This window comes from Rhizobium sp. 01N424, assembly GCF_056399485.1.
This window is the reverse complement of sequence record NZ_JBFTRK010000002.1, coordinates 38,138-50,536: the sequence shown is the minus strand read 5'-3', so window position 1 is coordinate 50,536 and position 12,399 is coordinate 38,138. Positions and strand designations below refer to the sequence as shown.

Annotated in this window: 19 protein-coding genes; 7 read left to right on the top strand and 12 right to left on the bottom strand. The window is 59.2% G+C overall.

The window, feature by feature from the left end; translation table 11 throughout:
- The first annotated feature begins 58 nt into the window (after window positions 1-58).
- The 5 genes from AC1DNK_RS05960 to AC1DNK_RS05940 all read left to right on the top strand — a co-directional run bounded on the left by AC1DNK_RS05960 (window position 59) and on the right by AC1DNK_RS05940 (window position 3,066).
- Window positions 59-940 carry an ATP-binding cassette domain-containing protein gene (locus AC1DNK_RS05960; protein WP_477940891.1) on the top strand — a complete coding sequence of 294 codons (882 nt, stop codon included), beginning with the start codon at window positions 59-61 and terminating at the stop codon, window positions 938-940.
- Complete coding sequence (gene znuB, locus AC1DNK_RS05955; protein WP_112387138.1) at window positions 933-1,745, top strand: zinc ABC transporter permease subunit ZnuB; 813 nt, start codon at window positions 933-935, stop codon at window positions 1,743-1,745. Before AC1DNK_RS05960 ends, znuB begins: the two co-directional genes overlap by 8 nt.
- The gene (locus tag AC1DNK_RS05950; protein ID WP_112387139.1) at window positions 1,742-2,140 is read left to right on the top strand and encodes a Fur family transcriptional regulator; all 399 of its coding nucleotides are present in this window, start codon (window positions 1,742-1,744) and stop codon (window positions 2,138-2,140) included. Before znuB ends, AC1DNK_RS05950 begins: the two co-directional genes overlap by 4 nt.
- A 106-nt stretch (window positions 2,141-2,246) precedes the next feature.
- Entirely contained in the window at window positions 2,247-2,696 is a 450-nt protein-coding gene (locus AC1DNK_RS05945; protein WP_477940005.1) for a hypothetical protein, read from the top strand.
- Between the two features lie 13 nt (window positions 2,697-2,709).
- Entirely contained in the window at window positions 2,710-3,066 is a 357-nt protein-coding gene (locus tag AC1DNK_RS05940) for a hypothetical protein (RefSeq protein ID WP_477940003.1), read from the top strand.
- On the opposite strand, the gene AC1DNK_RS05935 is transcribed toward AC1DNK_RS05940, so the two are convergent.
- Window positions 3,067-3,597: a gamma carbonic anhydrase family protein gene (locus AC1DNK_RS05935; protein WP_477940002.1), complete on the bottom strand. Its 531-nt coding sequence runs from the start codon at window positions 3,595-3,597 to the stop codon at window positions 3,067-3,069.
- 8 nt (window positions 3,598-3,605) lie between these two features.
- A complete protein-coding gene (locus AC1DNK_RS05930; RefSeq protein ID WP_477940000.1) occupies window positions 3,606-4,304 on the bottom strand; it encodes a fumarylacetoacetate hydrolase family protein in 699 nt (232 codons plus the stop codon).
- Window positions 4,305-4,911: 607 nt separating this feature from the next.
- Between AC1DNK_RS05930 and AC1DNK_RS05925 the strand changes: the two genes are divergently transcribed.
- A complete protein-coding gene (locus AC1DNK_RS05925; protein ID WP_007533154.1) occupies window positions 4,912-5,124 on the top strand; it encodes a cold-shock protein in 213 nt (70 codons plus the stop codon).
- A gap of 75 nt (window positions 5,125-5,199) precedes the next feature.
- Here AC1DNK_RS05925 and dusA read toward each other — a convergent pair whose 3' ends face one another.
- A complete protein-coding gene (dusA, locus tag AC1DNK_RS05920; protein ID WP_477940889.1) occupies window positions 5,200-6,201 on the bottom strand; it encodes a tRNA dihydrouridine(20/20a) synthase DusA in 1,002 nt (333 codons plus the stop codon).
- A gap of 133 nt (window positions 6,202-6,334) precedes the next feature.
- Between dusA and AC1DNK_RS05915 the strand changes: the two genes are divergently transcribed.
- Window positions 6,335-7,459 (top strand): tyrosine-type recombinase/integrase, encoded by a 1,125-nt coding sequence (locus tag AC1DNK_RS05915; protein ID WP_477939998.1) that lies wholly within the window; start codon window positions 6,335-6,337, stop codon window positions 7,457-7,459.
- Here the strand turns inward: AC1DNK_RS05915 and AC1DNK_RS05910 are convergent.
- From AC1DNK_RS05910 to AC1DNK_RS05870, 9 genes are all read right to left on the bottom strand, one after another.
- Window positions 7,456-7,968 carry a hypothetical protein gene (locus tag AC1DNK_RS05910; protein WP_477939996.1) on the bottom strand — a complete coding sequence of 171 codons (513 nt, stop codon included), beginning with the start codon at window positions 7,966-7,968 and terminating at the stop codon, window positions 7,456-7,458. The two genes, AC1DNK_RS05915 and AC1DNK_RS05910, sit on opposite strands and share 4 nt — an antisense overlap.
- A 3-nt stretch (window positions 7,969-7,971) precedes the next feature.
- Window positions 7,972-8,325 carry an STAS-like domain-containing protein gene (locus AC1DNK_RS05905; protein ID WP_477939995.1) on the bottom strand — a complete coding sequence of 118 codons (354 nt, stop codon included), beginning with the start codon at window positions 8,323-8,325 and terminating at the stop codon, window positions 7,972-7,974.
- Between the two features lie 9 nt (window positions 8,326-8,334).
- Window positions 8,335-9,330, bottom strand: coding sequence for a hypothetical protein (locus tag AC1DNK_RS05900; RefSeq protein WP_477939993.1), 996 nt, complete (start codon window positions 9,328-9,330; stop codon window positions 8,335-8,337).
- Window positions 9,331-9,565: 235 nt separating this feature from the next.
- Window positions 9,566-9,850: a pyocin activator PrtN family protein gene (locus tag AC1DNK_RS05895; RefSeq protein ID WP_477939991.1), complete on the bottom strand. Its 285-nt coding sequence runs from the start codon at window positions 9,848-9,850 to the stop codon at window positions 9,566-9,568.
- 2 nt (window positions 9,851-9,852) lie between these two features.
- The gene (locus AC1DNK_RS05890) at window positions 9,853-10,221 is read right to left on the bottom strand and encodes a hypothetical protein (RefSeq protein ID WP_477939989.1); all 369 of its coding nucleotides are present in this window, start codon (window positions 10,219-10,221) and stop codon (window positions 9,853-9,855) included.
- Complete coding sequence (locus AC1DNK_RS05885; RefSeq protein ID WP_477939987.1) at window positions 10,218-10,928, bottom strand: hypothetical protein; 711 nt, start codon at window positions 10,926-10,928, stop codon at window positions 10,218-10,220. The genes AC1DNK_RS05890 and AC1DNK_RS05885 overlap by 4 nt, the downstream gene beginning before the upstream one ends.
- Window positions 10,925-11,500: a hypothetical protein gene (locus AC1DNK_RS05880; protein ID WP_477939986.1), complete on the bottom strand. Its 576-nt coding sequence runs from the start codon at window positions 11,498-11,500 to the stop codon at window positions 10,925-10,927. The genes AC1DNK_RS05885 and AC1DNK_RS05880 overlap by 4 nt, the downstream gene beginning before the upstream one ends.
- A complete protein-coding gene (locus AC1DNK_RS05875) occupies window positions 11,497-11,997 on the bottom strand; it encodes a hypothetical protein (RefSeq protein WP_477939984.1) in 501 nt (166 codons plus the stop codon). The genes AC1DNK_RS05880 and AC1DNK_RS05875 overlap by 4 nt, the downstream gene beginning before the upstream one ends.
- Window positions 11,994-12,395, bottom strand: coding sequence for a hypothetical protein (locus AC1DNK_RS05870; protein WP_477939983.1), 402 nt, complete (start codon window positions 12,393-12,395; stop codon window positions 11,994-11,996). Before AC1DNK_RS05870 ends, AC1DNK_RS05875 begins: the two co-directional genes overlap by 4 nt.
- Between the last annotated feature and the right edge of the window lie 4 nt (window positions 12,396-12,399).

The following is a 12,399-nucleotide window of genomic DNA, read 5'->3' as shown; positions in this document are numbered from 1 at the left end:
ATTGCGTAATGCTATAACGTGTGCGATAGCAGGACGCAACAGCACATCAGGAAAAATGATGTTATCTCCCGCCAATTCCGGGGTGAAGCCACTGGTTTCCCTCAATAATGCCGGTATCCGCCGCAATGGCCGCTGGCTGGTGCGCGGCGTCGATTTTTCCGTTTCGCGCGGCGAGATCGTGACGCTGATCGGGCCGAACGGCTCCGGAAAATCGACAAGCGCCAAGGCTGCCATCGGCGTGCTCAAGCCTGACGAGGGCAGCGTCGAACGGCTGCCTGGGCTGAAGGTCGGCTATGTGCCGCAGAAGCTTGCAGTCGATTGGACATTGCCGCTGACTGTGCGCCGGCTGATGACGTTAACCGGCCCGCTCGCCGAAAAGGAAATGATGGCCGCGCTCGAGTCTGCCGGCATGGCGCATATGCTGAATGCCGAAGTTCAGCATCTCTCCGGCGGAGAATTCCAGCGCGCCTTGATGGCGCGCGCCATTGCCCGCAAGCCCGATCTGCTGGTTCTCGACGAGCCTGTGCAGGGCGTCGATTTTTCCGGCGAGATCGCGCTCTACGACCTGATCAAGCAGATCCGCAACGAAACCGGCTGCGGCATTCTGCTGATTTCCCATGACCTGCATGTCGTGATGGCCGAGACCGATACTGTCATCTGCCTGAACGGCCATGTCTGCTGCCGCGGTACGCCGCAGGCCGTCAGCCAGAGCCCCGAATATGTGCGGCTGTTCGGCAGCCGGGCGGCGCAGACGCTTGCCGTCTACAGCCACCACCATGACCATACGCATCTGCCGGATGGGCGCGTCCTGCATTCAGACGGATCGGTGACCGATCACTGCCATCCAGAAGACGGCCATCACCACGATCACGATCATGGGGACGGGCACGATCATAGTGCTCACGATCACCATCACCATGCGGGAGAGCGCCATGCTTGACGATTTCTTCGTCCGTGCCGTTCTCGCCGGCGTCGGTCTGGCGCTGACGACAGGGCCGCTCGGCTGCTTCATCATCTGGCGGCGGATGGCCTATTTCGGCGATACGATCGCCCATTCGGCGCTGCTCGGGGTGGCGTTGTCGCTGCTCTTTCAGCTCAATTTGACGCTCGCGGTCTTCGGCGTTGCCGCCACGGTGTCGATCCTGCTGCTGTTTCTGCAGAAGCGTCAGGCGCTTTCGGCCGATGCGCTGCTCGGCATTCTCTCGCATGCCACGCTCGCGATCGGCCTCGTCATGGTCGCCTTCATGAGCTGGGTGCGGATCGATCTGATTGCCTTCCTGTTCGGCGACATCCTTGCCGTATCCAAGACCGATATCGCGATGATCTGGGGCGGCGGGCTGTTCGTCGTCGCGGCGATCGCCTGGCTCTGGCGGCCACTGCTGGCCTCGACCGTCAATCCGGAGCTTGCCGAAGCCGAAGGCCTGCAGCCCGAGCGGGCGCGGCTGTTCTTCATGCTGCTGATGGCGGTTGTCATCGCCATTGCCATGAAGATCGTCGGCATTATGCTGATCACATCGCTGCTGATCATTCCGGCCGCTGCGGCGCGCCGCTTTTCACCGACGCCCGAGATCATGGCTGTGCTGGCATCGCTGATCGGCGCCGTTGCCGTCGTCGGCGGTCTCTTCGGCTCGCTCACCTATGACACGCCGTCAGGCCCGTCGATCGTCGTCGCAGCCCTCATTCTCTTCATCCTCAGCCTGCTGCCGCGGCTGGGGCGCAAGGAACCGCAAGGACAAGGCACATGAACACGCCACAGCTGACCAAGAACCAGGCGCTCGTCTTCGATGTCCTGGAAAAGGCGGAGGGCCCGCTCAGCGCCTACACGATCCTCGACAAATTGCGCGATCATGGGTTCCGGGCGCCGTTGCAGGTGTACCGGGCGCTGGAGAAGCTTTTGGAATATGGCGTCGTGCACCGGCTGGAGAGCATCAACTCCTTCGTCGTCTGCGCCCATCCGGATGAGAATTGCCATAGCCACGGCACCGTCGCCTTCGCCATCTGCGAAAGCTGCGGCCAGGTCATCGAGTTCCACGACCACGCTGTCGATCATCAGCTGATGAACTGGATGCGCAGCAAGAAGTTCAAGGCGGAGAAGACGACGATCGAGATCCGCGGCGTTTGCGAGAGCTGCGCGGCCTGACGTCATGCAATCGAATGCATCTATTTGGTGTATTTTATTTTGTATGTAATTTAAGATTGCACTTGATTTTGCACGCGCTAGGATGTCCGTGAATGGAGGGCATCCTATGGGTCTTATCCGCAAACTGATGGGCTTGACGCTACCGCTACCGCTGCTGCTCGGCGGCTGTACCATTTTCGCGCCCAGTTACAATGAGGCGATCTATGCGAAGCTGGACGGCGCGCATGCCAGTCTCACCAAGATCGAAACCTCTATCGAGGCAAGCAGCCCATCGCGTGTGCCCTATGGCAAGGTGGAGCCCTATTACATCGACGCCTTGGCGGGTGTGAAGGAGGCTGCGGACATTGCCGGCAAGCGGCCGGCCTACCTCCGCGGGCGGCCGGCGGCCAATGCCGCACAGCTTCTTGTCGATAATATCGATAATTGCCGCCGGGCGCTCGAGGCTTCGCGCGCAGCATTCAAGGCCGACGGCCAGGCGCCTAACGAGGCCGACAATATTTCCGTTGTTCGAAACGTCTGCGCCATTCCGAAGACGATGGAAGGCGCCTTGAAATAATAGGGGGTTGTTCATGCCGATCGATACTGCGAATTTCGCGCCGGGGTCTGCCACGGAGCTTCTCGAAGGTCTCCTCGAGGTGGCGATCGTCAAGGCAAAAGACCAATGGAGCGGTATCAAGCAGGAGATGACCTTCCAGCTTGAATTCATCGCCCAGAAAACCGCCAAGGTCATCGCGCAGCTTGCTACCGGGGAAGTTAGCGACAAGAACGCCGACCTGACGCTTCATCTGCTTGAGATCAATCTCAACAGCGCTCTGACGGAGTTCGAATTCCTTCTCTACAACGCCGCCCAGAAGATCCTGTCCGCGGTGTTCGGCCTTATCAAGGTGGCGGTGAAAAACGTCACCGGCGTCACTCTTCTGTTCTGATCAATCCAGCCGCTTCAAATCCCGCGCAAACCGCTGCCAGTTCGACACGTATTTCTCCGCCGAGCGCCTCAGCCCCTCGATCGCCTTTTCATCCAGCGTGCGGATGGCGCGCGCGGGGGAGCCGACGATCAGGGAGCCGTCTGGAAATTCCTTGCCTTCGGTGACCAGCGCATTGGCGCCCACCAGGCAGTTGTTGCCGATCTTCGCGCCGTTCAGCACCGTTGCGCCCATGCCGATCAACGAATTGTCGCCGATGGTGCAGCCGTGGACGATGGCGTGGTGTCCGATGGTGCAGCCTTCGCCGATCGTCACCGGGGCGCCCGGATCGGTATGCAGCATGGCGCCTTCCTGGATATTGGTGTTGCGGCTGATGGTGATCGGCTCATTGTCGCCGCGCAGCACCGCGCCGAACCAGATGCCAACGCCTTCGCCGAGCGCGACGTCGCCGATCACATGAGCATCCGGGGCGATCCAATAGAGGCCGTCTGCCGGCAGCCTCGGCCTCAATCCTGCAAGTGCATAGATGGGCATGGCGCGCCTCAGCTGACGGTAACGGTAAGGGTGGCGATGCCGTCGATGCCGCACTCGACCGTGTCGCCCTTCTTGACAGCGCCGACACCGGCCGGCGTGCCTGTCATGATGACGTCGCCGGGGGCGAGGATGAAGAGCTTGGAGAGTTCGGTGATGATCTCCGGCACTTTCCAGATCATCTGGTTCAGATCGCCTTCCTGAACGCGCTTGCCGTTGTGATCGAGCCAGATCCGGCCGCTTTCGGGATGACCGAGCTCGTCGGCGGGGACGATCGGCGAGACGGGTGCCGAATATTCGAAGGCCTTGGCCACCTCCCACGGACGGCCCATCTTCTTGGCAACCGCCTGCAGATCGCGGCGGGTGAAATCGATGCCGATGGCGTAGCCGTAGATGCAGCCGAGCGCCCTTTCGACCGCAATATTCTCGCCACCCTCTTTCAGGAAGATCACGCATTCGGCTTCGTAATGCACGTCCTCGGAGAGCGGCGGGTAGGGGAAGGGCCGGCCGGCTGGCAGAAGATTGTCCGCGTTCTTCTGGAAGAAGAAGGGCGGCTCGCGGCTCGGATCATGGCCCATCTCGATCGCGTGGTCCGCATAGTTGCGCCCGACGCAATAGACGCGGCGCACAGGGAAAAACGCTGCGCTGCCTTCGACCGGCATGAGAACGGGCTGCGGAACAGGAATGACGGTGTTGATGGCGGAGGACATGGCATGCTCTTGCTGTTGCGGTCCGGCGATCTTAGACGCAAAGCGGCAGGCAATGAAAGGACGCGGGCGCGATTATCGGTCGCGTGCCGTCCAGCGAACACCGGCAACGAAGCGATTGCGATCGCCCGCGGCAAGTACCGTCGCATGACGCTTGCCTCCACGGATCAATGGTGACTGTAATCGCCCATGTGATGCTGTTGATTGCGACCTGATATATCTCTGCAGGTTGTATAACGGTCCCGTTCCGGCACGGAGTCCCGAAATGGGACAGCCGAATCTGTGGGTTGTCACATTTGGTCAAGTATCTGAATCTTTGGCATTTCCGGGCTCACTCATGAGCATGCCACAATATTGCCGCTTGCTTTTTATTCCGAATGCTGTCACGTCATGCAGTACTCGGGCATTAGCATGCCGGTGACTGGACAGATTGGTAGCTCTCCCGCAAGGGTGGCAGAGCGGCAAAACCGCTTCGTAGACGTTCTTTCCCCGTACGTGACTTCTCCGACTGACCCTTCGCGCCCGGTTCGCGGGACGAAAGCTAAAGCCGTCCGCTTCCTCTCGAGGGGGCGGATACTAAGACAAGACTAAGGGAAAAGGACTATCCCACATGGCCACCAAGGGCACCGTAAAATTCTTCAACCAGGACAAGGGTTTTGGTTTCATCACTCCGGAAGGCGGCGCTAAGGACGTATTCGTCCACATCTCCGCTCTCCAGGCTTCGGGCATCCAGTCGCTGCGCGAAGGCCAGCAGGTCACGTTCGACACCGAGCCGGATCGCATGGGCAAGGGCCCGAAGGCCGTCAACATCTCGGCCAACTAATTCAGTTTCTGCCTTCCGGCAGGAATGAGAACGGCGCCTTCGGGCGCCGTTTTTCGTTTGTGCGCATTGCTGCGCTCAGGCGCTGAGCGCTTCGGCCGGCGCCGCGCTGAGATCCACCGCTGCGAAGGCGGCGGCGATCACCTCCGGACCGGCGCCGGGCTTGGTGGCATCGGTCGAGAGGATCTGCCGGTATCGGCGGGCGCCGGGCAGGCCGGTGAACAGGCCGACCATGTGGCGGGCGATATGCTGGACACGGCCGCCCTTGTCGATATGCGCCTGCGCATAGGCCATCATCCGGTCGCGCAGGTGATCCCAATCCATCTCGCGGGCCGGGGCGCCATAGAAACGCTGGTCGACGTCGGCGAGAATGGCGGCATTCTGATAGGCGGCGCGGCCGAGCATGACGCCATCGACATGCCCGAGATGCGCCTGCGCCTCATCCAGCGTGTGGATGCCGCCGTTGATGCCGATGAAGACATCGGGCCAGCGCTGCTTCATGCGATAGACCATCTCGTAATCGAGCGGCGGGATCTCGCGGTTTTCCTTCGGGCTCAGACCCTTCAGCCAGGCCTTGCGGGCATGGATCCAGATCGCGTCAGCTCCGGCATCGAGAACGCGGGTGATCAGATCGGGCAGGGCGGCCGCGGGTTCCTGCTCATCGACGCCGATGCGGCATTTCACGGTCACTGGCACCGCCGACACCGCCTTCATGGCACGCACGCAATCGGCCACCACCTCGGGCGTCAGCATCAGGCAGGCGCCGAAGGTTCCTGATTGCACGCGGTCGGAGGGACAGCCGACATTGAGATTGATCTCGTCATAGCCATAGGGCGCGGCGATCCTGACGGCCTCGGCAAGCTTGGCCGGATCGGAGCCGCCGAGTTGCAGCGCGACAGGATGTTCCGCCGCGTCGAAGGACAGCAGCCGCTCGCGCGGGCCATGGATTATCGCATCGGCCACCACCATCTCGGTATAGAGCAGGGCGTTGCGGCTGATTTGGCGGTGAAAATAGCGGCAATGACGATCGGTCCAGTCGATCATGGGTGCAACCGCAAATACGGGACCCTTGGAATACAGCGACTTTCCTTGCTGCGCAGTGGTTTCGGCCACTTTCATGTTGTCTCGTTTTCTCTCGTTTTATCGCTTTTCTGCCCGTTTCTGCGATGCTAATGCTACAGCGTAGCATCTGCAGGAGGCCGTGTAGCACTTCATGGGGACGATATCAGAGCGAACGCGCCGGAACGGAACGAAGGCTTATACAGCACAGATCCGGATAAAGCGAGATGGCGTGTTGGTTCACACCGAAGCGCAGACTTTCGAGCGGCGGCCGGCTGCCAAGTCCTGGCTCAAGAGACGCGAAACGGAGCTGGACCAGCCAGGCGCGATCGATCGGCTGAAAAATCCTGACGTGACACTTGGGCAGGCGATCGACAAATACATCGAGGTGTCGGTCAAGAAAATCGGCAAGACGAAGGCTCAGTGCCTGAGGCTCATCAAAAAGCATCCGCTGGCAGCGATGCGGTGCAGCCAGATCACGAGCGTCGATATCGGCCGGTTCGCGACCGAATTGAAGGATGGCTGGCTGCCGGAAGGAGAGGATGATTCCGATATCGAGGAAGATCGGGAACATCAGGTGAAGCTGCGGCAGCCGCAGACGGTCGGCAATTACATGGCGCATCTCGGCTCAATCTTCGCTGTCGCGCGGCCGATGTGGGGTTTCCAGCTGGATAAGGGTGCCTTCGAGGATGCGGTTACGGTGACGAAGCGTCTCGGTGTGACCAGTCGAAGCAAGGAGCGCGACAAGCGGCCGACAATCGCCGATCTCGACCGGCTGCTCGACTACTTCACCGAGAAGAGGATCAAGGCGCCACAGGCGTTGCCAATGGACAAGGTGATCCTGTTCGCGATCTTTTCGACCCGCCGGCAGGAAGAGATTACGTCTATCCGTTGGGATGATTTCGAGGACGATCATAAGCGAGTGCTGGTCCGCGACATGAAGCATCCTGGGGAGAAGGTCGGCAACAATACCTGGTGTACTCTGACGCCCGAGGCTATCGCGTTGATCAAAGCCATGCCGAAAACTGACGAGCGGATTTTCCCTTATAACTCAGGAACGATTTCCAAGAATTTCACCGACGCCTGCAAGCTGCTGGGGATCGAGGATCTGCATTTCCACGATCTCCGCCATGACGGAATCTCCCGACTTTTCGAGATCGGCTGGGATATCCCCAGGGCGTCAACAGTGTCGGCACATCGTTCATGGAACAGCTTGAAGCGGTACACCCATATCCGGCAGACCGGCGACAAGTACGCAGGGTGGAAATGGCTTCCCTAGCGAAGTTCGCACTTGGGAGTCGGCATATCTAGAGCGCGCCGGCGGTTCTCGCGGATTGTCTTTCCTAGTCTGTGAAAGGGGATGGACTGGCGATAATTCCGTCTCAGTGCGACAATGGTCAGCCCGGCGACGCGAGGAGCGCGAGAGGTTCTCCCGATGTCGATAGGTCGATGCTCGTCGGTGAACGTCCCGCCGGTCAGCGCATCAAGCAGATCGGAGAACTGCTTATCCAACTCGGTGGTTGTAAGGCCGTATTCGCCAAAATCGGCGTAAAGGCCATCGATCAGGGTTTGAGACGCAACAATTTTCGCCTCCTCAATCGCCTGCTTGTCTGCGTCGGTGAAAGCTGTCGCCCAATAAGCGGCGGCGAGCACGCCGGCATCCCAAATCGCCTTGCAGAGCTCATCGAGACGAGCATTCCGCTCGTCCCGATGAAATTTCCACATGTTGAAGCCGAATGTCATCATCGCGCCGACCAGGGCGCCGATAATCCCAGAGAGTACAAACATGCGTTAGTGGGTCAAAGCCGCGCTGCGGGCGGCCTCTTCCTCAATGTACTCCAATGCACGCACGACATGATGTCGGAAGCGGGTCGTTCTTGCCTCGATCCTCAGATGAGCCTCAAGCTCGTCATGGGTGAAGCCGGCCCGTATCAAGCCCGCAAACGCCTCGTCCAAAAAAGACGAGCCGTAACCCGCAACATCGTCCAGCAAGACCACCAGAACCATGTCGCGATCGATCGCTTCCCGCAATTTTGGGGCCAGAATGTCCTCACGGAATTGCTCACCGCTGTACGGCCCCGACTTGCGATATCGGGGGCCCGGGTACTTCGTGAAGTCCTGTGCGACTGAGATCTCGTTTTCCATCTTAAGAACCTAAAGCTGAAGCTGCCATTCCACGAGAGTTCCCTGTATTGAGTACTCGTGATTTCTGCTTCTTGGTTTCTTTCCAGTTTCCCATACAAATTCGCCGTTGCGACTTATGATCCTAAGCTTGCCGTGTCTAGCTCTTTCGGCAACCTCGACCATGGTATGGAGGCCTTTACCATGCTGAGGTAGATAGGTATTCGTTCGAGCAATTTTCATAGCCAGCTGAATTGCAATTCCGTCATTTGAGGGATCATCAATCGGCTTTCCCAACTTCAGCCGCTCAACGATCCTGCGCCCCCGAAGTTCCAACGGCCCCCAATGGGTCCATCGAGGAAGACTAACGGGTATCGTAATGCCCTGATCAAAGGCGCACACAGTTACCTCATTAGTACCCACATCAACCGCCCCGGTGATCCACCAATTGGGTAGAACGGGGAAATCCCATTCATGACCATCGGGGTATGCCCAATTATTAGAATTGAGGATTGCCTCAAACATACCACCATAAGGTTCGGCTGTTAATAAATTCTCCTTGAGCCTTTCGGGAAGCAATTCCGTAAGTTTTTCTTGCAACTTTCCGGGAGGCTCTCCCGCTGCATCGCGCCCGGACTGGAACTTCAAAATCTTCAAACGAGCGCTATCAAAATCCCAGTTTCGTAGCGGGCGCATGTCGAGAAGCTCGTGGAAGCCCAACGCACGGAGGATTGCAGCGACATTCGGATGCCACCTATGCTCATCGATCGTGGATAACTTGTACCCGTTGGCATTCTTCGCCCGCTGGAAAAGCGCTGCAAGTATCAAAGCGGCGGACGGCCCAATAGTCTCCATCGTCGTAAAGTCGAGATAGCGCTTAATGGTCGGTGGCTCTGACTTTCCTCTTCGGACGAGCGATCGCCGCGGGGTTCTTTTCAAAATATCGCCACTGACTTCCTGTAAAAACTTGAGGGTTTCCTCAGTATTTTCATCAAGACAGAACACCGCCGGCATCTTGACTGATGACAATGCCCTGGCTCTGATATTGCTTCCATCGCGATGCGCGAGGACGTACTGAGCACCGGGACCTCGGTGCTTCGCCTTTTGCCATAGCTTATGGGCGACTGCGCGACGGTGAAGTCTCCGAGCGCGTCTGATAAGGTGAGATTTCTGTTTTGTTGAAAGTTTTCGCACGTCGAAACCAATATATTCGTGCGCTCTCAACTACAGCGCGAGCTGAATGTCAAGCTCGGATCGCTTGCGGCTATCGATGCAATTGCCGAAATTCCTTCAGCGCAGCCTCGCGCCGATTATCGAGGTAGTTGGCGAGATCCTGCAGATACACACCCTTCTGGCACTTCTGTGAGGTTTCAGCGCGAACGACCGGTATTGCGATTTCGCCCTCCGTTACCTTCCGCAGAAACTTTGCCGGGGTCAGGTGATTGAAGTAGTCGCGGCAGACTTCGTCGACAGGAATGACGGCTCGTCCGCCGTACTGAGCGAAGAGCAGGAAGGCCGTCGAAAAGTGTTGGTCTGTAGTGGCGTTCACCCTCATTGGCTCACCTCGACTGCTTTCTCCATCCTCTCTACGGGCAGTGGCGGGGTGGCTGCTTGAAGTTCCCGCGTCTTGGCATCCATCTTGATCATGGTCTCGCGGACGGTTTTGGTGATGTAGGCTTCGTCCTTCCGCGCTACGGCTGCGACGAGATCATCGCCACCGACCTCTCGAATGCCGCAGATACGGCCTTCGTGAAAGACGTCGGTAGCAGTGTTCTCAAGCTTATCGTTCTCGGAGAGGAGTGCCTGAATTGCATCGATCTCGCGTTGCGTCAGCGTTTCGCCGACCCGCAACTGGCTGCAGATGAACACAGGCTCATCTTCCAGGCCGTCAAGGAAGTCGTCTTCGGTCTGGTTGGTCATGCTGCTGTCCTCATCTGTTCAGCCGCATGGCCGCCCCACTGGAGCGCTGCAGCGTCGGCTATGCCGGGGAATGTTTGGGATCTGATCTTCCAGCGATCGACGCCCGGCGGGGCGCGGTGGATCTTGGACCACGCCTTGTGTTCGTCGGTCCCGGCCTTCGGCGGTGTCAGGCGGTTGGTTGGAACCAGCTTCGGCAGTTCGCGAAGGAAGAACGAAGTTCCCTTGAACGCTTCGTCGCCGAACCACCACGGCTGCACGGTCTGCGCCGGCGGCTGGTAGTTTCGGATGCGTTCTTTCGCATGCCGGTGCATCACCGGGTTCTCAATTGCAACGCGCTCGATCGGTGCGTTCCAGCAGTCGGAGAACAGTGCCGCGCCTTCATCAAGCGAATGCCACATGAAGGCCAGCTTTTCGGCCCGCGTCCAAAGACGATAGGTCTCCTGCTGCTCTGGGGTATATGTTTCGTTCAGCTTCGTCGGCGGCTCGGAAAGCCACCGGACACCGCTATTGCATAGCCTGGTGCAGGGCGGGTGCATGACAGCGAGCAAGTCCCAGCCGTCATTAAGCAGGTCGCGGACGTCGCAGACGATGTGCCTGTTGCTGCCGTCATCGGCCGGCAGTAGATCGCAAGACCACACATCATGGCCGAGCCGATCGAAGGCGCGCCGCATCATGCCGGAGGTTTCGCAGCCGATGAGCACCTTCATTCGGCGTCTCCCGCTGGTTCATATCCGGGGTGCAAATCGCTTTTATACCCAGACTTTGTACCATCCATTGCGGAGCGAGCGGCAGCATTCCATGCGTCTTGGAATGCTTGCACCGAAATGTTGATGGAGGTTATGCCCTTGGCGCCAAGGGACGTGGCGGCAGCGATTGCGTTGAACGTCTGCTGGTAAGGGAAATCGACGGGTGGGTTGTCGGCCAAGGCTGATTTCATGCCAGGCATGTCCTCGCCAAGGCTTTCGAACGAATAGCCAAGCTGCTTCGACCCGATGAAGGCGGCCATGTGCTCGATGTGCTCGATTGCCAGCTTCAGGGCGACGGCGGTAGCGATCTGAGACCCCACCAAAAGTGGCTGGGGCGCTGGGGAGGAGTAGGAGTCAATCAGACGTCGAGCAAGATCCTCGAATGGGTCTGTGCCCGCCTCGCGATGAGCCGCAAGCTCTTCTTCCGATGCCGGTCGTCGAACCGATGCGAAAAGCTTGCCGTCGCTATCGCGGATGATGCCCCAGTCGTCGAACTTGTTTGGACGGTAGCGGAGAGAGGCGGTGAGGGTCATGGGGTATCGTCCTCCCCACAACCAGCGCCAATCGTCTCGCCGTTCTTTCCGGCGGTGAACAATTTCCAATGCCGCCAACCCCGCGGGCAGTGAAAACCCCACTCACGAATTCTAGGGCCAGTGATGAAGACGGTCCAGCACGGGCCGTCATGAAGTTCGATGCGATGGGCGTCCGAGGCGTAGCGGAACTTCATCTGACCAGCGTGGCGAACGGTCCGCACGTTGATGCCGCCAGCGTCGATTGTGTGCTCGGTATAGGTGCCACGCAGCAGGATCGACAGGTTCCACCACGGATGATCGTGAAGAGCCCGGTCGTCATCGGATCGCTGGAAGTGATGGAGGTAGATGTTGAACCACTTATTGCGGGGGATCAGCCACCATCTGGCGAGATATGTGTCGTCCCTTCCTCCGATATAGAGGTCTGCATCGCGCCGGTCGGCGATGGCGACCAACCGCGGAGCGAGGATCTTCGTAACGAGCTTTGCCATGCCGCTCATGCCTGCACCTCTGCGGGCTCGCTATAGCCAGGCAGGGGCGAGCGGATCGGCTTGCTCATGTGGTTGGCGCGGATCTTGGCGTTCATCTCCGGCGTGTTGACGCGCCGCAGCTCGATCTCGCCCTCGGTCAGCATGCTGGCCGGCGTCGCGGTGCAGAGTGCTGCCAGCGTCAGCATGACGCCGCCGACCTCCTGGCCGGGGTCTCCGGCCGGCCGGTTGAAGACGTACTCGACGAGCTGGTGTGCTTCTTCGCGGGTGCAGCCGATAGCCTGCGAAAGCTCGAGCGACTCTTCAAGGAACCGGTGGCCGCGCTCGCGGCGGTCGGCAGCAACCTCAGAGCCGAAGCACTCAAGCATCCAGGCGTGAACACGAAACTGAAATTCAGACATGTCGTTCATGGTT